Annotated in this window: 21 protein-coding genes; 16 read left to right on the plus strand and 5 right to left on the minus strand. The window is 44.2% G+C overall.

All coding sequences use genetic code 11. The annotated features are described in order from the left end of the window. Positions 1 to 176 precede the first annotated feature (176 nt). From SNE26_RS00845 to SNE26_RS00890, 10 genes are all read left to right on the plus strand, one after another. Positions 177 to 689 (plus strand): OmpH family outer membrane protein, encoded by a 513-nt coding sequence (locus SNE26_RS00845; RefSeq protein WP_321557508.1) that lies wholly within the window; start codon positions 177 to 179, stop codon positions 687 to 689. A 66-nt stretch (positions 690 to 755) separates the two neighbouring features. Further along, complete coding sequence (gene murI, locus SNE26_RS00850) at positions 756 to 1604, plus strand: glutamate racemase (protein WP_321557509.1); 849 nt, start codon at positions 756 to 758, stop codon at positions 1602 to 1604. Positions 1605 to 1968: 364 nt separating this feature from the next. Further along, positions 1969 to 3039 carry a complex I subunit 1 family protein gene (locus SNE26_RS00855; protein ID WP_321557510.1) on the plus strand — a complete coding sequence of 357 codons (1071 nt, stop codon included), beginning with the start codon at positions 1969 to 1971 and terminating at the stop codon, positions 3037 to 3039. 111 nt (positions 3040 to 3150) lie between these two features. Next, the gene (locus tag SNE26_RS00860; RefSeq protein ID WP_321557511.1) at positions 3151 to 3741 is read left to right on the plus strand and encodes a 4Fe-4S binding protein; all 591 of its coding nucleotides are present in this window, start codon (positions 3151 to 3153) and stop codon (positions 3739 to 3741) included. Next, complete coding sequence (locus tag SNE26_RS00865; RefSeq protein WP_321557512.1) at positions 3738 to 4286, plus strand: NADH-quinone oxidoreductase subunit J; 549 nt, start codon at positions 3738 to 3740, stop codon at positions 4284 to 4286. Before SNE26_RS00860 ends, SNE26_RS00865 begins: the two co-directional genes overlap by 4 nt. Then, positions 4283 to 4588: an NADH-quinone oxidoreductase subunit NuoK gene (gene nuoK, locus SNE26_RS00870; RefSeq protein WP_091222011.1), complete on the plus strand. Its 306-nt coding sequence runs from the start codon at positions 4283 to 4285 to the stop codon at positions 4586 to 4588. Before SNE26_RS00865 ends, nuoK begins: the two co-directional genes overlap by 4 nt. A 138-nt stretch (positions 4589 to 4726) precedes the next feature. After that, positions 4727 to 6790 (plus strand): NADH-quinone oxidoreductase subunit L, encoded by a 2064-nt coding sequence (gene nuoL / locus SNE26_RS00875; RefSeq protein ID WP_321557513.1) that lies wholly within the window; start codon positions 4727 to 4729, stop codon positions 6788 to 6790. A 5-nt stretch (positions 6791 to 6795) separates the two neighbouring features. Continuing rightward, entirely contained in the window at positions 6796 to 8400 is a 1605-nt protein-coding gene (locus SNE26_RS00880; RefSeq protein WP_321557514.1) for an NADH-quinone oxidoreductase subunit M, read from the plus strand. A gap of 23 nt (positions 8401 to 8423) precedes the next feature. Beyond that, the gene (locus tag SNE26_RS00885) at positions 8424 to 9917 is read left to right on the plus strand and encodes an NADH-quinone oxidoreductase subunit N (RefSeq protein ID WP_321557515.1); all 1494 of its coding nucleotides are present in this window, start codon (positions 8424 to 8426) and stop codon (positions 9915 to 9917) included. 95 nt (positions 9918 to 10012) lie between these two features. Continuing rightward, on the plus strand, positions 10013 to 11320 hold the full coding sequence (locus SNE26_RS00890; RefSeq protein WP_321557516.1) for an ammonium transporter: 1308 nt from the start codon (positions 10013 to 10015) through the stop codon (positions 11318 to 11320). 290 nt (positions 11321 to 11610) lie between these two features. Here the strand turns inward: SNE26_RS00890 and SNE26_RS00895 are convergent, their stop codons facing one another. Continuing rightward, positions 11611 to 12150, minus strand: a complete 540-nt coding sequence (locus SNE26_RS00895) for a dihydrofolate reductase family protein (protein WP_321557517.1) — start codon at positions 12148 to 12150, stop codon at positions 11611 to 11613. 298 nt (positions 12151 to 12448) lie between these two features. Next, a complete protein-coding gene (locus SNE26_RS00900; protein WP_321557518.1) occupies positions 12449 to 14458 on the minus strand; it encodes a KUP/HAK/KT family potassium transporter in 2010 nt (669 codons plus the stop codon). A gap of 316 nt (positions 14459 to 14774) precedes the next feature. Here SNE26_RS00900 and SNE26_RS00905 point away from each other — a divergent pair, with 316 nt between their 5' ends. From SNE26_RS00905 to SNE26_RS00915, 3 genes are all read left to right on the plus strand, one after another. Further along, positions 14775 to 15383: an alpha-ketoglutarate-dependent dioxygenase AlkB gene (locus SNE26_RS00905; protein WP_321557519.1), complete on the plus strand. Its 609-nt coding sequence runs from the start codon at positions 14775 to 14777 to the stop codon at positions 15381 to 15383. An 803-nt stretch (positions 15384 to 16186) separates the two neighbouring features. Next, positions 16187 to 18166: an amidohydrolase family protein gene (locus SNE26_RS00910; protein ID WP_321557520.1), complete on the plus strand. Its 1980-nt coding sequence runs from the start codon at positions 16187 to 16189 to the stop codon at positions 18164 to 18166. 172 nt (positions 18167 to 18338) lie between these two features. Beyond that, complete coding sequence (locus SNE26_RS00915; protein ID WP_321557521.1) at positions 18339 to 20246, plus strand: amidophosphoribosyltransferase; 1908 nt, start codon at positions 18339 to 18341, stop codon at positions 20244 to 20246. Positions 20247 to 20474: 228 nt separating this feature from the next. Here the strand turns inward: SNE26_RS00915 and SNE26_RS00920 are convergent, their stop codons facing one another. Then, a complete protein-coding gene (locus SNE26_RS00920; RefSeq protein ID WP_090531882.1) occupies positions 20475 to 21131 on the minus strand; it encodes a LysE family translocator in 657 nt (218 codons plus the stop codon). Between the two features lie 168 nt (positions 21132 to 21299). Between SNE26_RS00920 and SNE26_RS00925 the strand changes: the two genes are divergently transcribed. Both SNE26_RS00925 and SNE26_RS00930 read left to right on the plus strand, forming a co-directional pair. Continuing rightward, on the plus strand, positions 21300 to 22934 hold the full coding sequence (locus tag SNE26_RS00925; RefSeq protein ID WP_321557522.1) for an MFS transporter: 1635 nt from the start codon (positions 21300 to 21302) through the stop codon (positions 22932 to 22934). Between the two features lie 112 nt (positions 22935 to 23046). Beyond that, positions 23047 to 23520, plus strand: coding sequence for a dCMP deaminase family protein (locus tag SNE26_RS00930; protein ID WP_321557523.1), 474 nt, complete (start codon positions 23047 to 23049; stop codon positions 23518 to 23520). Positions 23521 to 23625: 105 nt separating this feature from the next. Here the strand turns inward: SNE26_RS00930 and cmk are convergent, their stop codons facing one another. Then, positions 23626 to 24303, minus strand: coding sequence for a (d)CMP kinase (cmk, locus tag SNE26_RS00935; protein ID WP_321557524.1), 678 nt, complete (start codon positions 24301 to 24303; stop codon positions 23626 to 23628). Between the two features lie 71 nt (positions 24304 to 24374). On the opposite strand from cmk, the gene arfB reads away from it, so the two are divergent. Continuing rightward, positions 24375 to 24791 (plus strand): alternative ribosome rescue aminoacyl-tRNA hydrolase ArfB, encoded by a 417-nt coding sequence (arfB, locus tag SNE26_RS00940; RefSeq protein WP_321557525.1) that lies wholly within the window; start codon positions 24375 to 24377, stop codon positions 24789 to 24791. 74 nt (positions 24792 to 24865) lie between these two features. Here arfB and SNE26_RS00945 read toward each other — a convergent pair whose 3' ends face one another. Then, positions 24866 to 25825, minus strand: a complete 960-nt coding sequence (locus tag SNE26_RS00945; protein ID WP_321557526.1) for a lipid A deacylase LpxR family protein — start codon at positions 25823 to 25825, stop codon at positions 24866 to 24868. Positions 25826 to 25951 lie beyond the last annotated feature (126 nt).

The following is a 25951-nucleotide window of genomic DNA, read 5'->3' on the forward strand; positions in this document are numbered from 1 at the left end:
TTTTTATGTTTACCAATTAAATTACATATCATTACTTAGCCCGGTAAGGATAGCCGCCAATGTTCCTGTTCATTGTTAAGCTGTTTCGGGGTTGGTTCATGAGTAATTTGCTGATACACATTACAAAAACAAACAGATAATTATTATCCATTATTAAACACAGGACACAAAACAAAATGAAAAAACTATTTAAAGTCGCCTTAGTTGCAGCAGGTATGTTGTTCGTGGGTAGTTTTGCTAAAGCGCAAACAAAAATAGGTTATGTTAATTTTAGCCAGGTTATTGATCAGATGCCTGAAACTAAAACTGTTTCTACAACATTACAAGCCTATCAAAAAACATTCATTGATCAGTTAACCACTATGAACAATGAGTTGCAAACTAAGGGTGCCGATCTGGAAAAAAACAGTTCAACTTTGACTGATGCTGCCCGTTCGGCAAAAACTTCTGAATTACAGGATATTCAGAAACGCATGAACGATTATCAAAATAACGCTCAGCAACAAGTAGATGCTAAAAAGCAAGAGTTGGGCAAACCTATTATTGATAAAGTTTCGGCTGCGGTACAAGCAGTAGCTAAAGAAAAAGGTTATGCTTATGTACTGGATTCATCACAGGTTAGCATGATCGTTTCCCCTGCAGGCGATGACCTGATGGCTGCTGTGAAATTGAAATTAGGTTTAAAATAAAATCACCTTTAAGTAAATTATACAAGGGCGCCCCGTAATTACGGGGCGCTTTTTTTATGTTTGTGTATGTCAAATCAACCCATTGGTATTTTTGATTCGGGCTTTGGCGGGTTAACCGTATTCCGTTCTATTATTGAGCAACTGCCCGCCTATGATTATATTTATATGGGCGATAATGCCCGCGCACCCTATGGTAACCGCTCATTCAGCACCATACACCAGTACACCTGGGAGTGTGTGCAATGGATGTTTGACCAGGGATGCCCGCTGGTGATCCTGGCGTGTAATACCGCATCGGCTAAGGCATTGCGTACCATTCAGCAGCAGGACCTTAAACAGATAGAAGACCCGTTGAAAAGGGTACTGGGTGTCATTCGCCCAACGGCCGAGGTTATTGGCGATTATACTAAAACCAAAGAAATAGGGGTGCTTGGTACAAAAGGCACAGTACAATCGGGTTCATACCTGTTAGAGATCAACAACTTTTTCCCCGATATAAAAGTTTACCAGCAGGCCTGCCCGCTTTGGGTACCGCTGATTGAAAATGGCGAATATGATAAACCCGGTGCCGATTTCTTTGTGCAGCTATACCTGGATCAGATTATGGCGCAATCGCCTAACATTGATACCATTTTACTGGCCTGCACACATTACCCCATCATCCAGGAAAAAATTAAAGCTCATTTACCCAAAGGCGTTAATGTAGTTGGCCAGGGCGATATAGTAGCTCAAAGCCTGGTTAAATACTTAAACCGCCATCCCGAAATTGAGCAAAAGATCAGCCGCAACGGTGAAAATAAATTTTATACCACCACCGATGATACCGCCGATTTTGATCATCATGCTTCGCTTTTCTTTTCTGCCCCGGTAAAATCAACGTTTATATCGGCAAATGATTTGGTGACTTGCAAGTGAGTGGTTGATTGGGTTAATTAGGTGAGTGGTTTAAAAGATTATCTGCCGCGGGTTTAGCGCGGCGTAACCCGTGGTTGCGCCATGACTTAAGTTTTTAACTTAAGTCCCTGTTTTGCCCTGAAAAGCACAAGTCAGCCACGCCAATCCCGTCACACAAGACTTGCGCTAAAAACGGCGCCAGGAAAAGAAACAATCATTTAGCCAATCAATCCTATCAACTATTCTTAAGGATCAACCATTCTCCTAATCAACCCAATCAACCACTCACTCAATAAACAACAATCCCTATCAACTTAATATATAATTTAATCATTCTAAATAACTCAACATTTAGTAAGTTTGCACCCTTAAGCAAATATTCCTGTTGAACTATTATATTACATATTTTATTGCAGCAATTGGGTTGTTCAGTTTTTCGGCCTTTTTCGCTTTATTCGGTGTATATGCCGAGCGTAAAATATCAGCTTTTATACAGGACAGGCTTGGCCCAACGGAAACCGGAAAATATGGCTCACTCCAAACACTGGCCGATATTTTAAAGATGCTTCAGAAAGAGCTGATCATCCCGGCAGCTGCCGATAAATGGTTGTTCATGCTGGCCCCGGCGGTGATATTTATAGCCGTGTACCTCGGCTTCGCCGCGCTGCCCTGGGCACCCGGGCTTATTCCCTCAAAAACTAATATCGGTCTTTACTACATTTTTGCCATCATCTCCATCGAAACATTGGGCATCCTGATGGCAGGCTGGGGATCAAATAACAAATATTCAATATTGGGTGCCATGCGCTCGGCGGCGCAGATCATTTCGTATGAGATCCCTGCCGGTTTTGCCATTATATCGGTTGTGATGATAGCCCAAACGCTGGATTTACAGGTGATCTCGGCCCAGCAAGGTATCCTGGCTACTGAAAAGATAAAATTTGCCGGCTTCTGGGACGTATCTCAAATAGGTGGCCTTTTTAGCTGGAATGTTTTCCGTGCACCACATTTATTGATCGCATTCGTAATTTATTTCATAGCTTCATTAGCCGAAAGTAACCGTGCACCTTTTGATATTCCGGAAGCGGAATCGGAACTGGTTGCCGGTTTTCATACCGAGTTTACAGGCATCCGCTTTGCGCTGGTATTTTTGGCCGAGTATTCGATGATGTTCCTGGTATCCATGATAGCAGTGATCTTGTTTTTAGGAGCCTGGAATACCCCGCTGCCTAATATTGGCAGTGTTAAGCTGGCAACATGGACAACCGGGGTAGCCTGGGGAATATTATGGGTGGTAATAAAAACATTAGGCCTGGTGGGCGTTCAGATGTGGATCAGGTGGACACTGCCCCGTTTAAGGGTTGATCAACTGATGAACCTTTGCTGGAAAGTACTAACCCCGCTGGCCTTCGGCTGTATGTTGATCTCGGGCGTGTGGAGGTTGTGGTTGATGTAAGCGTTTAGTCGGAAGTCCCCAGTCGGAAAGTCCGAAAGACAGAAGTATCAAAGATTATAAAAAATATAACGTAAACAGGATAGTCAGGGTAATCCCAAAATCCTAAAAATCATGGTTCAGAAAGTAATCAAAGCGTTTACAACGGCATGGAAAGGGTTAAGCCTTACCATACGGCACCTTTTTGCGGGTAACGGCAAAAGGGAGATCGTGACCGTGAGCGACAGCAATTACTTTAAACAACTGGAGCATGGCACCAACACCATCCAGTACCCAAAACAACAGTTGCCCGTGCCAGAAGTGGGCCGCTATCAATTGGATGTGGAAATGGACGACTGCATAGTGTGTGACCTTTGCGCCAAGGTTTGCCCGGTTAATTGTATCGATATCGAATCGATTAAGGCAACGGAGGCTATCGGCCAAACATCCGACGGTACAACCAAACGTTTGTATGCCGCTAAGTTTGATATTGATATGGCCAAGTGTATGTATTGCGGCCTGTGTACCATTGTGTGCCCAACCGAATGCATCACCATGACCAACCAGTACGATAAAACCGTTTTTCAGCTAAGTGACCTGGTTTACCAGTTTTCAGATATGTCACCAGAAGATGCAGCCGAAAAGCGTGCTCTTTTTGACAAACAGCAAGCCGAAAAGCAGGCTGCCAAATTAGCCGCTATGAAACAAAAGGAGGGTGGGGCATGACCTTGGTGCGTGTTTTGTTTTATGTGATGAGTTTTATTGCCGTAAGTTCGGCCCTTTATGCTGCTTTAAGCAAAAACCTGGTAAGGAGTATTTTCATATTTTTTGTGACCCTGTTTGCTCTTGCAGGCCTGTATGTTTTGGCCCTCGCCGATTTTGTGGCGGTAACACAGGTAGTAATTTATGTGGGCGGGATCCTGGTGCTCATCCTTTTCGCATTTATGCTTTCGGGTCGTGAAACGCTGAATGTGATCCAACAGCAAAAAGGGAAATTCATTAACATGGCTAAAGTGCCGGCGGTTATACTGGCTGTGCTGTTTTTAGCGGTGATTGTAAACATTATCCTTAAAGCCGATGCCGATAACCTGCCATGGGTAAAGCAATCCATCGCGCAAAAAAATGAGATTGCGCCAACTACACTGATGACCGAAAATATCGGCATTAATTTAATGACCACTTACCTGTTGCCATTTGAGGCTATCTCTGTTTTATTGCTGATGGCTTTGGTAGGCGCGGCGCATTTATCACGCAAGGAGGGCAAGGCATGATCACGCTGACCGATTTTTTACTGGTAGGTGCCTTGCTTTTTTGTACGGGCATGTACATGATCGTATCTAAACGTAACTCCATACAAGTGTTAATAGGTATTGAGCTGATGCTGAACGCCGCCATTTTAAACCTGGTAGCTTTTGGTAAATATGATAAGCTGAATAACGGAGGACAAGTATTTGCCCTGTTTGCTATTGTGCTGGCCGCTGCTACAACTGCGGTAGCCCTGGCTATCATTTTGAACGTTTACCGGAGATATAAAACCATTGATCCGGATGAGATTAAAAATTTGAGGGATTAAAATACTGTAGAGACGCATAATTGCGTCTCGCGCAGGACAAGCGGATTTGCACATTCGGAGACGCAATTATGCGTCTCTACAGGAAATAAAAAATAACGGCGAGACACATCACATGTGACTCAACATGATAGTAAATAATTGAACAACGCGTTACTATATACCGATCCAACCATCATCAGCTACACCGTCGCAGCTGTGGCTTTGCCGCTGTTTGCTGCTTTGATCAACTTTTGCCTGCCGGTAAAAAGTAAGGTGGCGGGCTGGGTATCAACACTGGCTATTTTGGCGGGTTGCGTTTTATCGGCCATGATATTTGCAAGGGTATGGAACCAGCAACCCCTGCATGCCCAAAAGCTGTGGTTTACCATCGGTACTACCAAAGTCTTTGCGGGCATCCTGCTTAATAACCTTTCGGTATTGATGTTGCTGTTGGTATCGCTGATTGCTTTGCCGGTACACATCTATTCCACTGCCTACATGAAGCATGACGACAGGTACAGTCGTTACTTCACTTACTTAAGTTTCTTTTGTTTCAGCATGCTGGCTTTAGTAGTGGTGGATAGTATGGTGCTGTTTTATGCTTTCTGGGAGTTGGTAGGCTTTTCATCATACCTGCTTATTGGCTTTTGGTTTACTAAGGATAAAGCGGTGCAGGCCAACAAAAAAGCCTTTATCATGAACCGCATCGGCGATATCGGCTTGCTGAGTGCTATCATTATCATTTTTGCCCAGTTTCATACATTTGATATTGCCGAGCTTTTCATTAACGGTGGGGGACTGGCATTTAAATCTGTCATACACGATAGCTTATGGATTTCATCCACAGGTCAGATACCGGCTATATGGCAATACATCGCCTGTTTGGGGGTATTTATGGCTATTACGGCTAAATCGGCACAATTTCCGCTGCATACCTGGCTTCCTGATGCGATGGAAGGGCCGACTTCGGTTTCGGCATTGATCCACGCGGCTACTATGGTTGCGGCGGGTGTGTTCCTGCTGGGCAGGGTTTACCCGTTGTTTACCGATACAGAACTGACTGTTTTAGCTATTATCGGCTGTTTTACCGCTTTTATGGCGGCTACCATCGCGCTTACGCAAAACGATCTGAAGCGTGTGCTTGCTTATTCAACCATATCGCAATTGGGCTATATGATCCTGGCGATGGGGGTCGGGGCTTATGGCTCTTCCTTATTCCATTTGGCTACGCATGCTTTTTTTAAATGTTTACTGTTTTTGGTGGCCGGTGTAGTGATCCACGAAATGCAGCATATCAAGGAAGAAAACGACCTTGATATCGATCCGCAAAATATCCTGCATATGGGTGGTTTGCGTAAAAAGTTGCCGCTGACGTTTATCGCCGCGGTTGTGGGCTCGCTGGCGCTAATAGGGATTCCGCTTACTTCGGGCTACCTGTCAAAGGATGGCATCCTGATCCAGGCCTTTGAATGGAGCGAAGGCAGGAGTGCATGGCTTAAATTGATCCCGGCAGCTGCGTTATTTACCAGCTGGCTTACCGCTTTTTACGTATCACGATTGATAGTAAAAGTGTTTTTTGGCGAGTTTCGCCTGTTGAAAAGTAATCCCGAAATCAAATTCCATATCAGCGATGGCGGCTGGCAATACAGTGTACCATTGATCCTGCTGGCGGTTTGCAGTTTATTCCCGCTGTTTTCACTTAACCCTTTCTTTTACGAAAAGGCCTGGCTGTTCGAAAGTTTAAAGCCTGCCAATTTTATGGCCCGCGAAAACATCTACCATACCATTATCCCGATAGCGGTGAATATCCTGAGCGTATTTGTGATGTACACGGCGTACGCTATCTATGTAAAACAAAATACCTTCTCGTTCCCGCAAACGGGTTTCCTGTACCGCTTATCTTATAACCAATGGTACCTGGACAAGATCTATAAAAAAGCAATTGTAAAGCCTATACTTGGTCTGGGCAAAACCTGCTTCTGGTTCGATAGGAATATCATTGACGGGCTGATCCATTTAATTGAACGTACGAGCCAGCTGGTGGCAAACCTTGCTGCATGGTGCGATAAATATATTGTTGACGGATTTTTGCATTTAATGGCTGCATTAGTGCAAAGTATTGGCAATTTTGCACGTAAGTTTCAAAACGGCAAAGTGCAGTATTATTTGTATAGTATGCTGCTCATTGTGCTGGTACTCTTTATTTTAAAAATACTGATCTGAATTTAATGAACCTACTAACCCTGCTCATATTTATACCTGTACTGTTTGCGTTGGTGATCGTATTGCTGCCATCGTCGGTTCGGGGGAGTTTTAAATATATTACCCTGCTGGCTACGCTTTTGCAGCTGGGTATCAGCATCGCGATCTACCTTAACTTTAAAACCGGTGCAGCAACGGCTGGTATTAATCATGAAGACCAGTTTCAGTTTGTACAGAAACTGCCGTGGATTGCCCTTAACCTGGGCAGCATGGGCAAAATGCAGATAGATTATTTTGTGGGGATTGACGGCATTTCGGTAACGATGCTGGTGATGTCGGCATTAGTAATGGTTATAGCTACCCTGGCTTCCTGGGAGGTCAAGAGCAACCTCAAAGGTTTCTTCCTGCTGTTCCTGCTGCTGGATATGGCCGTGATGGGTGTATTTTGTGCATTGGATTTCTTCCTGTTTTACCTGTTTTACGAGCTGATGTTGTTGCCCCTTTATTTCCTGATCGGGATGTGGGGCGGCGTTCGCCGGGAATATGCGGCCATCAAGTTTTTCCTGTATACCTTGTTTGGTTCGGTGTTTATGCTGCTGGTGATGGTTGGTTTGTACCTTTCAGTAAGCGACCCGGCAACAGGCAATCATACTTTTAATATCATCCAGATGATGAACCCAGCTAATTATGCCCAGGGTTCGGTGTTTTCGGCAGCGGCCCATCAAACTATATTGGGTATGCCTGCGCGTACGGTTGGCTTTGTGGTGTTGTTTATTGCCTTTGCTATCAAAGTGCCGGTTGTGCCCCTGCATACCTGGCTGCCCGATGCCCACGTAGAGGCGCCAACGCCGGTATCTATTATCCTTGCCGGTGTGTTGCTTAAAATAGGCGGTTACGGTATCATCCGGATCTGTTTGGGGATTTTCCCGGAAATAGCCGCATCCGGTGCTTTTTGGCTTGGCTTGCTTGGTGTTATTTCGATATTATACGGTGCCTGCAATGCGCTGGCCCAGCGCGATCTGAAACGGATGATCGCTTATTCGTCCGTATCGCACATGGGGTTTGTGCTGCTCGGTATCGCTTCACAAACGGCCGAAGGGCTGAGCGGCGCCGTAATGCAGATGGTGAGCCATGGCTTTTTATCAACCATGCTGTTCTTTTTGGTGGGCGTGGTTTATAACCGCGTGCACGACAGGGATATTTATCATTTCCGCGGCTTGGGCACCCATATGCCAAAGTATACCGCTTTCGTCATGATCGCCTTTTTTGCTTCACTGGGTTTACCGGGTTTTTCAGCTTTTGTGGCCGAAGCATTTACGCTTACCGGTACTTTTAAATCGGCAACAGTAAACGGATTGCTGCCATATTGGATGGCTGTTTGCGGTTCGGTAGGCATCCTGCTTAGCGCAGCCTATTTCCTGTGGACATTGCAGCGCATGTTCTTTGGAAAAGTATCATTAAAAGGAGGAGAGGTTTGGAAGATAGCGCTAACCGATCTGAACCTTCGCGAAAAACTAACCCTTGCCCCCCTGGCCCTTGCGGCGCTGGCTTTGGGTATAATGCCGGGGCTGGTTTTTGATAAGATCAATGATTCGGTACTGGCGCTGATCCAGTATTTACAGGCTAAATAAAATCATAGTACAATAAAATATAAATGCACGATCTGCTCCCCCATATATCAGTTCAGTTAACCAATGTTTTTGGCAGTATACCCTATTTTATGCCCGAAATTTATTTAACCGGGCTGTTTTTAGTAGTGCTGGTAACCGACCTGATATTTGGGCGCAGATCTGTAAAGCTTTGTAAAATAGTAGCCTGTGCCGGCTTGCTGCTGGTGTTGTTTAAAGACCTGCAGCAGGTATCCCTGATCCTTGACGGAGATCATGTTATCTTCGGCAGTATGTTACTGCTGCGCAGGTCGGCGGTATTTTTTAAGATCATTATCGATCTGCTGTCATTCATCCTGTTATTGAATTTTACCTGGGATGATAAACTGAAGGCGCATCCGAAAGGGCTATCAGACCTGTATACCATTTCCATAGCATCCTTATTAGGTTTGCATTTAATGGCGATGGCTATTAACCTGTTATCGGTTTATCTTGCTATCGAGATGGTATCCGTAGCGTCATACCTGATGGTGGCTTACCGTTCTGAAACCGCGTTGAGTACCGAGGCCGGTTTAAAGTATGTGTTGTTCGGCGCGGCATCGTCGGCAGTTATGTTATACGGGATTTCGTTACTGTATGGCTTCAGCGGCTCGCTGGCTCTGTTGAATATTGTAGCCCAGTTGCCCAATGTAAACCCGGTGAGTGCTTCATTTGCTTTGGTATTGGTGATGATTGGCATAGGCTTTAAATTATCATTTATGCCGATGCATTTTTGGGTACCCGATGTTTACCAGGGCGCGCCCACACCTGTTACCGCATACCTGTCAACTGTGCCTAAAATAGCAGCCTTTGCATTGCTGGTAAATGTGATGCCTTTGTTCTTGTTTTCGGCCGACTGGAAGGGGATTGATTTTAGCATTGTTTTATCAGCCATCGGGATCATCACCATGATTGCCGGAAATTTTGCAGCCGTTTTGCAAAGTAACGTGAAAAGGATGCTTGCTTATTCAAGTATCGGCCATACGGGTTTTGCTTTAATTGCAGTGGTTACGTTCAATTTACAGGGGCTATCATCATTAACCTATTACCTTGCCGTTTATGCATTAGCCAATATCGGGGCGCTGGCACTGGCATCGTACTTCAGCAATATTGTGGATGCCGAAGAGGTGGAAGCCTACAAAGGCCTGGGCTTAAAATACCCTGTAGCTTCGGTTTGTTTTGTAATTATCCTTATTTCCCTTACCGGAATTCCTGTTACTGCCGGTTTTACCGGTAAGCTGTTTGTATTTTCGGCGGCTTACAGCGCTTATGAGCAAACGCATAGCATTTGGTTGCTGGCGTTGATGATTACCGGTGCCTTAACCACGGTGGTATCATTGTTTTATTACCTTAAAATTCCTTTGTATTTATTTCTGAAAAGAATAGAAAACGCTGAAGTTGCCAGTGAAAGATCTTATAATTTGCTTGTTTTAGCTGTTGTTATAAGTTTTCTGCTTGTTTTATTAGGTATTTTCCCTAATTCTATCCTGAAATATCTGTAGTTGATGTTTTTTTCAACAAAAGTTAATTAGTTTCTTTTGTTTTTAGAAAAAATCATACCTTTCGTGCTGATTTAAAACATATTTTTTCTGAATACATGAAGAGGTATTTCCCTTTTTTCCTGATCTTAATTATACTTTCACTTACTTTCATTTTTCCGTCGGTTGATTTTAAGGATTCCGGTCACCCAAACTTTAACACGGGTGATATAGCCTGGATGCTGATGTCGACGGCGCTGGTTTTGATCATGACACCCGGCCTCGCGTTTTTTTACGGGGGGATGGTTAATAAGAAGAACGTGATCTCCACCATGCTGCAAAGTATTATTTGCATGGTGATCATTACGGTAATGTGGGGGATCTTTGGTTTCAGCCTGGCCTTCGGCGATAGCTTTTATGGCCTCATCGGTAACCCCGGAACTTATTTCATGATGAAGGGCATGTTAGGTAACGCCACCTGGAAAGCTGCGCCAACTATTCCTTTACTGCTTTTTGCCATGTACCAGTTAAAATTCGCCATTATTACCCCGGCGCTTATCACCGGTGCATTTGCCGAGCGCATCCGTTTTAATTCGTACATTATTTTCCTGGTACTGTTCTCTATATTTATATTCTCGCCTTTGGCGCATTGCACCTGGCACCCTGATGGCATTTTAGCTAAATTCGGTGTGCTTGACTTTGCAGGCGGTACAGTGGTGCACATGTCGGCCGGATGGGCTGCCCTGGCATCGGCCTTATATTTAAAACGCCGTAATGAGGCTAATCATTCCCCGGCCCGGATTACTTATGTAATGATAGGTACGGGCTTGTTGTGGTTTGGCTGGTTTGGTTTCAATGCAGGTTCGGCTTTTGGGGCTAATGCTTTGGCGGTTACTGCTTTGGCAACCAGTACTACTGCTTCGGCGGCTGCTGGTGTTACCTGGATCTTTTTTGATATGCTGCTTGGCCGCAAGCCATCAGCAATGGGTACCTGTATTGGCGCTGTTGTAGGCTTGGTGGCTATTACACCCGCCGCAGGCTTTGTATCGGTACCGCACTCGCTGGCCATCGGTATCATATCGGCCGTAGTGAGTAACCTGGTTGTGGAGTGGCGTACCCGCACTTCTATTGATGATACGCTTGATGTATTCCCTTGCCACGGCGTTGGCGGTATGGTAGGGATGCTGTTAACCGGTGTATTTGCAAGCCAGCATGTTAACCCCAATAATACAACGGGTAACGGTTTGTTTTTTGGCGAAACGCACCTGTTCCTCGTACAGTTGGTAGCACTGGTGTGCGTATCGGTATTTGCATTTTTTGGTTCATTATTATTGTTAAAGATCACCGATATGATCTCGCCGTTAAGGGTTTCTGCCGAAGAAGAGGAGCAGGGCCTTGACATCAGCCAGCACGGCGAAAAATTATAATCACGTATTTCCAACCAATCCAATAAACCTAATGAAATCCCGGCCGAAAGGCCGGGTTTTTTGCTTTAAGGAGATATCAGTTCGTTATTTTGTCGTCTTAGCTCAAGTTTTGTGAGATGGAAGAAGCGTTGGGTAACTTGGGCGATGAAGTCACAAGTCAGCCTGGCACCGGCCTGTACTCAAGACTTGCGCCAAAAGGTGAAGCGGATAACTTGGCTGTGGAGTCACAAGTCGGCCCGGCACCATCTGCACACCCAAAAGCGGGGGCACTTCATTTGAGACAGCCTCTTTTATACTTCTTCTTCTTGCGCTCTTGTATAATAAAGCAAAACCGTACCACAGGCAAATGGTTTACAACTCACCAGTTTTAACTCTAAATCATTTTTTAAAGGGTTAAAGGTTGGTTGTCCGTTACCAATCTCAACTGGATTTACAAGTAAATAAAACTCATCAATCAGATCATGTTGAATTAAGGATGATACAAACGAATCTCCTCCATAAACAAGGATGTCTTTACCATTTTTCTTTTTCAATGCTTCTATCGCCGCTTTTATGTCGCCGCCTATAATTGTTGTATTGTCCCATGGACTTACTTTGAGGGTGTTTGAAAAAACAACATTTGGAATAGCCGCGAAACGCCTTCCAAGCTTATACTCAGCGTCGTTAGGGTTGTTTGCTATTTCTGTCCAATAGGGAATAAAACCTTCGCCTGTTTTTCGTCCATGTAAAATACAATCAACACTCTTAAGATTGTCGATACTAAAATCAGACATTCCACTGTCCCACTTATTGTTGAGTGCAAGGTTCATTTGTAATTTTAACTTTCTCATGCCGATCCGTTTTAGGGTAAATTGATATTACAAAGTTACTGGCCCGGCGGCTGCAGAAGAAGGCATGATCACGACATTATACCGTTATGATTGCGACATTTTAGAAGTATTTCTTCCCGCGATCGTTTGCAACGACTGCTTAACAGAGGTTTAGTTTAAAACGCGAAGAGCGATGCAATTGCCCGTCCGCAATAAGCACTCGTTGAAAATGAGCGCAAAGGGAAAAAATAAAGCCCCTCTTTGCGAAGCAAGAGGGGCAACATGCACAGCGATGTGGGGCAATACACAGTGGTTAGCCCTACGCAAAAACTTTTTTACCCATACCCTCAACCGCTTTATGCGTAACCGGGTCTACCCGTTTAATATGGATGTTATTAACCGGTTTTACCACCAGCGGGATCTTTTCAATGCGTGTTTCACTGGTATCCAGGCCGAAAGCTTTAGCTTCTGACTGGGCCAGTTTTTTTATGGCAAAATAGCTGTTCAGGATAAAGCTCTCCGATACGTTGAACAGGTTATTGTACGACAGGAATTTTTCCATGATCACAAACCTGAAATCGGCAGCCATATTATACTGCTTCAATGATTCGTACTGGCTGGTAATGTTTACTTCGCCGCGCTCAACCATATCTTCTACCACTTTGCGGAAAAGTACGTTTACCCTCGGCTGGATCCTGAACCCGAGGCGGAATTCGATCCGGATCACCTTGCCCGGCTCAATTTGGTCAACACTATACTCCATGGTATATGGCTCGTCGGTACGTTCAATGTGCACAAACCAATAGGTATCGGCACGTTTGGGACGGCGGCTCATGATGGAGTAGATGATCTTTTCTTCAATCTGTTTGCCATTATTGGCTTTGGTAAGATAGATCAAATGAGTAGCGTATTTGTTGATGGTAGTATCATTGCTCAGCGCATTTAGCAAAGGCAGTTTCTCCTTAATATCGGTAAAATTAAGGAAGCGGTTATTGATCTTACGCGCTCTGAACCAGGTGTACATGGTAAAGATCAGACCAACTTCAAATCCCACAAAAAACAAACGTTTTAGTATTTTAACGGCGTTAGCTACAAAAAAGGAGAATTCAACGGTTACAAATAAGCACAGGATAATGGTAACCAGCCATACCGGCCAGTGCTTTACATAGCGCATAAAGTAATACATTAAAATGGTGGTGCTGAGCATAGCAATGGTAATACTGAAGCCGTAAGCGGCTGTCATTGCGCTTGAGGTACGGAAATACAGTGATACCAGGATGCAGCCGATACAAAGTATCCAGTTAATGCTTGGAATATAGATCTGCCCGCGGATGTTTGAAGGATATTTAATAGTGATCCTTGGCCAAAAGTTCATGCTCACCGCCTCACTGATGAGCGTAAATGAGCCACTGATTAAAGCCTGGCTGGCAATAATGGTTGCCATTGTTGCCAAAGCTATGGCAGGTAGCAGGAAGAAATGAGGAACAATTTCAAAGAAAGGGTTAACGCCGGTAAAGTTCTTATCCGGGGCTTGTGACAGCACCCAGGCGCCCTGCCCCAGGTAATTTAATATCAGGGTTGTTTTTACAAAGATCCAGCTTACCTGGATGTTGCGCCTGCCGCAGTGGCCCAGATCGGAGTACAGGGCTTCGGCACCGGTGGTACATAAAAATACCGCGCCTAACAGCCAGAAACCTTTAGGATGGTTCATCAGTAAATGGGCACCATAATAAGGGTTAAGAGCTTTAAAAATAGAAGGGAAATGTGTTATTTGTATAGTGCCCAACACGCCAAGCATAATAAACCACATCAGCATAACCGGCCCGAATGCCGAGCCAACCACCTTGGTGCCAAACTGCTGAAAAAAGAACAGCAATAAAATGATGGTGATTACAATAATCAGGATCAGGTTATTGCCGGGGACAATAACGGTTGAAAATGCCGGTACTAAATTTAAACCCTCAATGGCCGATGTTACGGAGATGGGCGGAGTAATTATACCATCGGCAAGCAAAGTACCTGCGCCAATTATAGCAGGAATGGCCAGCCATTTACCGTAACGCCTTACCAGCGCGTATAATGAAAAAATACCACCCTCGCCTTTGTTATCAGCCTGCAGCGTAATAACGATATACTTGAAAGTAGTTTGCAGTGTGAGTGTCCAGAAGATACAGGAAATAGAACCTAGTACCAGCGCGGGGTTCACCTTACCGCCTTCAACCAGCAGGGTTTGAAAAACATAGAGGGGAGAAGTACCGATATCGCCAAAAATAATACCGAGGGTAACGATCATACCCGCGAAAGTGAGTTGCTTAACGTGCGAATTCATGAATTGTATAAATTGTTAGGGGAAAAAGAGGGGATCATACCTGCTGCAGTGGAGGAGCTAATTGTCCGTTTTATGAATTTTGCTGTAGCAGCGATAAACAATGCCATCGTAAATTATATTTTGTACTATGAATGCCGCATAGCCAATAAGCATGCCATGGCGTTTTTATTTTAATTAGCGTATTGTTTTACAGTTGTTTATCAAAATGAGAAAGGTTTTCTCAATATCAGGAAAAGCTATCAAAATGATAGGTTTTATCATTCTGATAACATGGCGGAGATCGTATTTTTTATGGTAGTATTACGGATATTTGAACATGGATCTATTCAATAATGACCAGCTGAACCTGTTTGGTGCGCCAAAAAACTTATTGCCTTTTGATGGGGAGGTATTGCTTTATCCTCATTTTTTTAAGGAAGATATATTTACGCGACTGGTTGAGGAAACCCCGTGGAAGCAGGATAAAATGAAGATATATGGTAAGGAGGTGAACTTCCCCCGGCTTACGGCCTGGTACGGAGAGAGCGACGAGGTATATGTATATTCAGGTGTGGTGAATGTGCCGGTTAAGTTTAGTCCGCTGCTTGGTAGCATTAAGCAGGCGGCGGAGCAGCAATGCGGTCACCGGTTTAATACAGCGTTGCTTAATTATTACCGTGACGGCAGCGACAGCATGGGTTGGCATAGTGATGATGAAAGTGAGCTTGGCGGTAACCCTGTCATCGCTTCGGTATCATTTGGTGCTTCGCGGATTTTTCAGTTTAAATATAAGCGGGAGAAAAACGCGAAAGTTTCCATCGTTCTTAATAATGGTGATTTGCTGATCATGCAGGGGCAAACGCAGCATCACTGGGTTCACCAGGTGCCTAAAACAAGCAGGATGCAGGGAGCGAGGATTAATATTACATTCAGGTATATCGGTTAGGGAAGTTATTTTGGATGATGTTCATTAAAAGCTGTTATGATGAGGTTTTGGCTAAAGCCGCTTTTCGCTTTTATATAGCCCGTCGGTTAAAACCGACGGCAATGAATGGAGTCTCGTGCCGTTGTCACCGTAAATGTTTGGAAGAAATAAAAAAGCGTAGGGATGTGCGATTCCCTCCCCTGGGAGCTACAGTGTGTACACATCTTTTAAATTCTATCAATAATTGAAAAAAATGTCATTTCGAACGAACCTGGTGGGAGAATTCGCGCGCAGGGGGTGAGGAGAAATCTTCTACGCCCTGCTTTTATAAGTATGATTGTAGAGCCTGATGTAGAAGATTTCTCTTTCGCCCCACTTCTTAGCCCGCCCCTGCTCAATCGAAATGACATTTTCTTTTATTTAAAAGATGTGTACACACAGTAGCCCTTGGGAGGGTGTAGGGAGGGGTTTCGCCGGCAGACTTATTTGCTTTAATGGCGTATAAACCCCTCCCTGCCACTACGCAACTCTGCCGCACCCCAAGGAGGGAATTAAAAATGTTCCGAACACCTATGGTGACAACACCAACAACGGCGGGAACCATACCAAAAAGTTTTGGATACAATTGATTTTCGGAAGCAGGATGCTTCCATAATTTTAGGACGAAGTTACGCTATCGCTAAACTTCGACCAGTAAAGATTCATTGCCAGTGGTTTTAACCGACGATCAATAGTGAACCCAATAAGGGCTTTAACCAAAATCTCACAAGCGGTTTTGTAACATCCCAAACAAACCCCTATCTTACATTAACATTACTGACCTTATGAAAACACCTTTATTATTATTTGCCGCCTTTTCGGCCTCAATAACAAACGCCAACGCACAAACCGATTTGCCAACCGATAGCGGTACCTTTTTCCTGCATAAATTTGAACAACACATTGGTAAGGAAACTTATTATGTGCACAAGTATAAAGATGCCGTTCATTACAATATCAATTTTAAGTTCATTGACCGCGGTTCGCCGGTGCCGCTTACTGCCGGACTGAAGGTGAACCCCGTAACCGATCCGCTGGAATTGACCATAAAAGGCAACACTTCAAGGTTTTCGACCATTGATGATCAGGTGACCATTCGCGGAACCGAAGCATCCATCAGGGTTAATGATTCATCATATACAGAAAAAGTACAGCCGCTCAGCTTCCCGGTAGCGGGCTATTCGCCGGGTACAGTGCAGCAGGTGCTCATTCAGTATTGGAATAAACATAAACTGCCTGCAAGCATCCGTACGCTGCCATTTGGTGCGGTACAGATCAAAAAAGCAGGTATTGATCAGCTTACTTTCAACGGCAAGCCGCTTACACTTAACCGGCTCACCATAAGCGGACTGGTTTGGGGTAACGAACTGGTTTGGACAGATAAAGAAGGTAAACTTATTTGCCTCATCACTAATGACGCTGAAGGCGACAAGCTGGAAATGATGCGTGTACCTTACGAAGAATTGTTACCGCAGCTCATCAGCAAGGCGGCTACCTATGGCATGGAACTGTTTGCTAAAGCTGCCGCACCAACCGGTACAGTTGATAAAGTGATTGCTGTTACCGGTGGCAACCTAATTGATGTAAACACCGGTACGGGCACCCCTAATGCGGTTGTTTTAATAGAGAATGGCATTATCAAACAAACAGGTAAGGTTGGCGACGTGAAAATTCCGGCGGGTGCTAAGATCATTGACGCCAGAGGGAAAACCATTTTACCGGGCCTGTGGGATATGCACTCGCACTTTGAGCAGGCCGAGTGGGGGCCTGCCTATCTTGCAGCAGGTGTAACTACCGTGCGCGATTGTGGTAATGAGTTTGGTTACATCAACGCTATAAAAGCCGCTATTGATGGCGGCAAAGGTGTGGGCCCCAACATTATTAAAGCCGGCATTATTGACGGAAAAGGGCCTTATGCCCTGGGGATTATCCAGGCTGATACTAAGGAGGACGCTATAAAGGCAGTAGACCGTTATAAAGAAAATGGTTTTCAGCAGATCAAGATCTATAGTTCGGTAAAACCGGCCATAGTTAAAGTTATTTGTGATGAGGCACACCGATTGGGTTTAACCGTAACAGGCCATATCCCACAGGGGATGACCCTGCAGCAAGGGGTTGATTCGGGGATGAATATGGTTAACCATGTGCAGTATGTGTATGCTATCATGAAGCGGAATAAAGACAGGTCGGTTATTTTCGATGATTCGGTAAGTATTGCGGCAATTAAATTTATAAAAGACCATCATGTGGTAATTGACCCTACTATAGGTGTTTTCGAGCTCGCCTTCCGTAATGTTAAGGATGATATAACCAAACTTGAGCCCAACTATTATACCCTGCCGCTGCCGCTCCAGGCATTGTTTAAAAACATGGGCGAAGAACCTGAGAAGGCCGCTAAGCTGAAACCTTTGTATGAAAGCATGAAGAAAACCGTTAAGGTGTTGTATGATGCCGGAGTTACCATTGTTGCGGGCACAGATATGGGGTTCCCCGGCAATAGTCTTGACCGCGAACTTGAATTATATGTTGAAGCCGGTCTTACCCCGGCGCAGGCTATTAAAACGGCAACCATAACACCTGCTATAGTGATGGGGCTTGATAAAACAACAGGTTCGATTGAAGCCGGAAAGCAAGCTGACCTGGTAATTATCGACGGTGACCCGCTAAACAATATCAGGGAGATCAGGAAGGTATCGGTAGTAATAAAAGAGGGCAGGGTCTATGACCCGGTTAAGCTGCACCAGATGGTTGGGTTTAAGAAATGAGTGAATAGTTTATTGGGTTGATTTAGTGAGTGGTTGATTTTCAGTAGATAACTACTCACTAAATCAACCATTCACCCAATCAACCAAAGAATAAACAAACTACTAATTAATGACAATAGATTTTACCGATACTTCATTTTAAAATGATACCTTTGCAGCCTCATTCCGAATCATGAGCGATCAGATTAAACATGAATGCGGTGTGGCATTTATCCGCTTACTAAAGCCACTATCTTATTATCAGAAAAAGTACGGAACTGCACTGTACGGCCTGAACAAACTTTATCTCTTAATGGAAAAACAACACAACCGCGGCCAGGATGGCGCAGGTGTTGCTACCATTAAACTGGATATTGCTCCGGGCAAACGCTACATCAGTCGTCACCGTTCTATGGCCTCGAATGCTGTAGCTGATATTTTTGAATACATCCAGAAGAAATTCGCTGATATTCAGAAAGAAACTCCCGAAAAAATGCTTGACGCCGAATGGCTTAAGGAACATGTTAGTTTTACCGGCGAGGTTTTATTAGGGCACCTGCGTTATGGCACCCACGGTAAAAACAGCATTGAAAGCTGCCACCCATTTTTGAGGCAGAACAACTGGCAAACACGTAATCTGGTTATAGCAGGTAATTTCAACATGACCAATGTTGATGAGCTGCTGCAACAACTTTATGATCTTGGCCAGCACCCCAAAGAGCAAGCCGACACCATTACCGTACTCGAAAAAATAGGCCACTTTATTGATACTGAAAACCAGGGCTTGTTTGATCAGTATAAACGCGAAGGCTTGGATGATAACGTGGAAATCAGTAAACTGATAGCTAACGATATGGACGTAGCCAAGATCCTCCGTAAATCGGCCAAGAACTGGGATGGTGGTTATACCATTGCCGGGATCCTGGGCCATGGCGACGCCTTTGTAATGCGCGACCCCGTTGGCATCCGTCCGGCGTTTTACTATTACAATGATGAGATCGTGGTTGCAGCTTCAGAGCGCCCTGCCATCCAAACGGCATTTAACATACCGATGGAAGAGATCAGGGAAATTCGCCCGGGTCATGCTTTGATCGTAAAGAAGAATGGTAAGATAACTGAAGATATGTTCAGCGAGCCAAAAGAAAAGAAAGCCTGCTCGTTTGAGCGGATCTACTTTTCACGCGGCAGCGACTCGGCCATTTACCGTGAGCGTAAACAATTAGGTCGCCTGCTTTGCCCGCAGATCTTGGATTTTGTTGATCATGACATCAAAAACACCGTATTCTCCTACATACCAAACACTGCCGAAGTTGCCTTTTATGGCATGGTTGAGGGCATGCATAAGTATGTAAAGAAATATCAGCATGAAAAACTGCTGGAGCTTGGAAGTGATATCACTGAAAAAGATATTGCTGAAATATTACAGATAGCACCAAGGGTTGAGAAGATAGCCATTAAGGATGTTAAGCTGCGTACTTTCATCACCCAGGATGCCGACCGCAGCGAAATGGTGGCCCACGTATACGACACTACTTACGGACTGATCAAAAAAGGTACCGACACGTTAGTTGTATTGGACGATTCCATTGTTCGCGGTACTACGCTGAAACAAAGCATCCTGAAAATATTAGACAGGCTTGGGCCTAAAAAGGTAGTCGTGGTTTCATCTGCTCCGCAGATACGTTACCCTGACTGCTACGGCATCGACATGTCGCGGATGGGCGAGTTTGTTGCTTTTGAAGCAGCTATCAGCCTGTTAAAAGAAATGGACAGGGAGGATGTGATCCTGGATGTTTACCAGAAATGTAAAGACAGCCAGAAGTTACCGAAGGAAGAGGTTGAAAACTATGTGAAAGAGATCTACGCCATGTTTACCGACCAGCAGATCTCCGACCGTATCGCTAAGATCATCACGCCTAAAAATGTGAACTGTGAAGTACAGGTAATTTACCAGACGTTGGATAACCTGCACATCGCCTGCCCTGATAACCTGGGCGACTGGTATTTCAGCGGTGATTACCCAACTCCGGGCGGTAACAAGGTTGTTAACCGCGCCTTTGTTAACTGGATGGAAGGTAAAAACCAAAGAGCTTATATGTAAAGCCCCCTAACCCCCTGAAGGGGGAATGATATATGAGGCGATGATTTTTTTCATCGCCTTTTTTGTGTTTTAGGACTTTTTATTAGATGTGTGATGTTATGCTCCTCTTCCGTCATCCCGAACTTGTTTCGGGATCCCATAAGACAAGTCGCCGGTTGCTTAACATAGAAGAGACTAAGCGTGTGGGGTGCCGAAACAAGTTCGGCATGACTATGATTGATAGATAACCTACGATCCGGCAGGCGCCGCAAATACAAAATGCGTAACCAGCTTATCAATAAGCACCAGCGACGCAATAATAAGCGCAATCCCGGCAACCTCGTTTAGACGGTGAATAAATTTAACCGAGATGCGCGCCCGGAGTTTATTGGCGTAAAAGGCTTTGAGGGTATCCATACCGAACTGGATGATCAGTATGGTTAAAAACATAACGGCTATGTGAAACGACCTGTGCGGGGTGCCCACCAGGAATGTGGTACTGGCCGCGCCGATCACTACCGTCCAGTGGAAGAGGAGGGTAGGGTTAAATATGCACATCAGGAAGCCTTTAAGCACATAGCCAAAGCGGTCGGCGCCTGATGGTACTTTGTTTTCATAATTGATCTCGCTTTTCTTGAACATGTAATACAGCCCAAGCGCAAACAATATGGCGCTGCCTACAACACCTGCTATAACTTTGGTATGATCGGATACATCGATATATTGGGAACCGAACAGGATTGCACCTACAAAAACAACATCGCTGCAAACCACGCCAAGGGCAAGCGAAACACCGGCATGAAACCCTTTTTCGATACTGGTTTTAATGAGCGCAAAAAAAACCGGGCCGGTAATAAATGTAAGCACTAATCCAAACCCGATACCCGAAACAATGGCTTTTATCATTAAGTTAAGCTTTGTTCTTTTTTGAACATTGCGAATATGCAATTTTATCTCATAAACAACGAAAGTTAAAATTGTGATTTAATTTATTTAAAAAAGAGTGGAGAGTTTTACCAAAATTGAATTATGTTTAGAGATTCAAAAATCAAATCTGTACAACCTACTTTAAAAATGGAACAAAACAATGCTAAGAACTACGGCACAGCTTTGTATACGCTGATAACCGTGTTTTTCTTCTGGGGCTTTTTAGCAGCCTCCAACGGTATTTTCATACCCTTCTGTAAAGAGCACTTTCACCTTACCCAATTCGAATCACAACTTATCGACTTTACATTTTACGGTGGGTATTTCATTGGTTCATTGATACTTTACTTTGCATCACAAGCCAGTAAAGTTGATATTATGAACAAGTTAGGTTACAAAAATGGTATCATTTTAGGCCTCGTTGTTTCGGCGGTTGGTGCATTGGCTATGATCCCTGCTGTAGCTTCGGGCGCATTTGGTTTTATATTAGCTGTATTCTTTATTATAGCTGTTGGTTTTTCGTTACAGCAAACTGCCGCAAACCCATTTGTGGTGGCCCTGGGGCCGCCTGAAACCGGTTCAAACCGTTTAAATTTTGCAGGTAGTATCAATAACATCGGTGCGTTATTAGGCCCTGTGGTAGTAAGCGTGGTATTATTTGGTTCGGCAACGGCAAAAACTGCCGCGGCTGATGTTAAAATATCATCAATCAATAATTTGTACTACCTGCTGGCTGGCTTGTTCATTGCTGTTGCCTTGTTCTTCTGGTTTTCTAACCTGCCAAAGGTAACGAGCGATGAAAAGATCGAATCAAGCTCAAAAGCAAATACACCGTTGCTGGTGATGTTTGTAGCGTTTTGTTTGATACTTGCAGCCGACCCTATCAGCAAAGCTATAGGCATACCAAGCCAATATTTTGTATATGCGTCGTTAGCTATAATCGTATTTACACTGGTAGGTACTATTTTTGCCGCTAAAAAGAGCAAAGAAGGCTGGGGCGCCATGCAATATCCACAGTTAATATTAGGTATGCTGGCCATATTTACGTATGTAGGTACCGAGGTAACTATTCAAAGTAATATGGGTTCATTATTGAAAACCCCGGAGTTTGGTTCTTTCGCCGAATCGGATATCGCACCGTATATTTCATTATACTGGGGCAGTTTGATGATCGGTCGTTTTGCCGGATCTATCGACGCGTTCAATCTCTCAAAATCGGTTAAATACATTTTATATGTTCTGGTCCCTTTCCTTGCATTTGGTATAGTGTTGCTTGTGAATATTTTTTCGGGTGCTAACGTGAGCCATCTTTATGCTTATGCAATTTGCGTAGCCATCCTGATTGTTGCTTTCTTTATCGGTCAGCAAAAACCAACCCGTACCTTATCTGTACTTGGTTTGTTGGGCGTAGCGTTCATGCTTACCGGTTTATTTACTACAGGTAAGGTAGCTACCTTTGCTTTTATCAGCGGTGGTTTATGCTGCTCTATCATGTGGCCATCAATCTTCTCATTAGCTATTACAGGTTTGGGTAAATACACCAGCCAGGGCTCGGCATTTTTGATCATGATGATCTTAGGGGGCTCTATTATCCCGCCATTGCAAGGTAAAGTTGCCGATGGGGCAGGTAATGTTGTACCAGGCATGAGCGGTATTCACTTCTCGTACATAGTGCCTGTAATTGGTTTCGCTTATCTTGCTTATTTTGCATGGAAAGTTAGCCACGAACTTCGCAGTCAGGGCATCGACCTTGACCACGTTGAAGTTAAAGGCGGACATTAATATTTTTTAGGAGATTGGAGGTTGGAGATTGGAGGTTAGGCCTTTAATTTTCAACCTCTTTTCTTTTTACAATAATTTTAACTAATCTCGAATCTCTAAACTCTAACCACTGATGGCAAAACCCAGCTTTGATCATATTTTCATGAACCTGGCCACTGATCTTTCGCAGCGGTCACATTGTGTTAAAGCGCATGTGGGGGCGGTTTTAACTCGTGATACGCGGATTATTTCCATAGGCTATAACGGTCCGCCGGCCGGTACGCATAACTGCGATGAGGAATGGCCTGGGACTGGTTGCGCGCGCGATTCAAAAGGCAGCTGTTCGCTTGCCCTGCATGCCGAAGAGAACGCGATACTTTACGCGGTAAAGAATGGTGCACGACTTGAAGGCGCTACGTTGTATACCACGCTGTCGCCATGTTTGCCTTGCGCAAGGCTCATCTATTCGGCCGGGATAACACAGGTTTACTACGATAAATCATATGCCGAATATAAAGGCTTAGCAAGCGACGAGGGCGTGGATTTTTTAAACCGTTTTGGGGTTAAGGCGGAGAAGTTCAAAAAGAACCTTGATTCGCTTGATTAGAAGATTTCCTGATGCCTATCTGAACCCTGATTCACTTGATTAAGGGGTTCCTTGATAGACTTTAACTATCAAGAAATCCTTAAATCCTGAAAATCATGGTTCCCACTACTCCGCAATAAACGGCTCAATATGGCTCAGGGCGAAGAGTAATTGCTCATCCTGGCTCAGGTCGGTGTTATCTAATATAATGGCATCTTCGGCGCGGGTGAGGGGGCTTTCTTCACGGGTGGTGTCCTGATAATCGCGGTGTGCCAGGTTGTCAAAAACTTCTTCTAAGGTAATGTTAGGGTTGGTTGGTAATAACTCTTTATAACGGCGTTCGGCACGGATCTTTGGATCGGCAGTCATAAATAGCTTCACCTGCGCGTCAGGGAACACCACGGTGCCAATATCGCGGCCATCCATAATAATGTTTTTGGAGCGACCTAAACGCTGCTGTTGCCTTACCATGGCTACGCGTACCTCTTTAATAGCAGCTACCGGGCTAACTTTATCAGCCACATGCATCTGGCGGATCTCTTCAGATACATCTTCCTCGTTTAAAGTAATAAAGGTTTTATGATTATGGGTTTGAAAGTTAAGATGGATATTATGTAATGCATCGGCTACCTGGGCATGGTTTGCAAGATCAATGTTATGCCTTAAAAAGTATAAGGTTACCGCACGGTACATAGCGCCGCTGTCAACATACATAAAATGAAGCTCTTTTGCTAAAGCTTTTGCCAGGGTGCTTTTTCCGCACGAGGAATAACCGTCAATGGCTACTACGATATTGTTGTTCATAGAACTGCTAAATTAACAAATTATCAGCAAATGACCTGCCAGACCTAATTCAAATACACTTATTTTTGAAGATGAATTTTACTAAGGCTGACCTCCAAAAGGAAACAAGCTACAAAGCATCAAGAAGCGGAGGAAAGGGCGGCCAAAACGTAAACAAGGTTTCGAGCAAGGTTGAACTGTTATTTTCAATAGGTTCATCTGCTTTGTTTACCGATGAGGAAAAGCAGCTGTTAACCGAAAAACTGCAAAACAGGCTTAACAAAGATGGTTACGTGCAGGTAATATGCGACGAAGAGCGGAGCCAGTATCTTAATAAAGAAAAAGCGATTGAAAGATTGACATCGCTGTTAACAAAAGCCCTTCAAAAACCCAAAGCGCGCAAGCCCACCAAAGTAAGCAAAGCCGCCAAAGCCGCAAGGCTGGACAGCAAGAAAATGCAATCTACCAAGAAGGAAGGGCGGGGAAAGAGATTTGATATTAGTGATTAGAGGTTGGAGATTAGAGATTAGGACAAAGTCTATAAAATCTGCCTCCTAATCACTAACCTCAACCTCTAATCTCCCTATTTAAATCTATAAAACCCGGTAATCGACCCCCATTGATGAGACCGAAACATTTCTTTAGTGTCTTTGGTGTGGAATATAGCCGCTATATCAAACGCAAAACGGCTGGTTGTAAAAGCTATACCTACCTGCTGGCTAAATATAAAAGGTTTCTTTTCTGAAACAACTTCCAGGCTGTTTGGGTCGTCATGTTTGCGGAACAGGCTGCCCTGGATGGTTGCATCATAACCAACCAAATTGGCCAAAGGCTTGTAGTAAAAAAAGATTTCGTGCTTGTGCAGTAATTTTTCCCCGCCGCCGGTTGATACCGTACTTTGGGTACTGATGGAATTGAACAGCTGATTAAAATTTCCCAGGCGTACCATACCCCCGGCACCCGCGCCGGTAAAGCCGTTACCGAGGTTGGCATACGAGCTAAAGCTCAGGTCAATCCATGAGGCACGAGCCAGCAGCTTATTATACTCGGCCGAAAGGTTGAGCTCCACATCATTTTTGATCTGGTATTGCCAGCCGTTAAGTTTGTAAAAACCAAAGGTGTTGTGAATGAGCTTTTGCACAGGTTCACCGCCTGCGGCGGGGCCAACCAGGCCTATCTGGGCACCAAGCTTCAGGTTACTTTCGTTTTTGTACAGTAAGTTAAGTGTTGATCCTAAATAAGTATATGCAGCAAACGGCCTGTCAATATCAAATGGCCCGCGTACAAAGCCCGATTGGGGGTTGAACATTTTTTGTCCTAACTCGAATCCTAAAACTTTGTTTTGGAGTGCATTTTCGGATGGCTTTACTGTTAATGCTTTTCGGTAATAAAAGAAAATACCATTGGTGTAGTACCTGTCAGACCCCTGACCAAGGAATGAATCATTGTCAGATTGAATACCAAATTCGTGACCGCGGGTTTGTGCAAATAAACAGGTAGCGCTTAGCAGGCATACCAGTGTTAAAAATAGTTTATTAGGCATTGGGGTTTATATAGTATGATAGTATATGTGCGCTAATATATAAAAAACCCGATGCAAATAAAGCAGTTATAAATTTACGGAATGTTACAGTTTGAATTAGATTGATTAACCAAAGGAAAAAGAAAT

The sequence above is a fragment of the Mucilaginibacter sp. cycad4 genome (assembly GCF_034263275.1).
In the GTDB taxonomy this organism is placed as follows: Bacteria; Bacteroidota; Bacteroidia; order Sphingobacteriales; family Sphingobacteriaceae; genus Mucilaginibacter.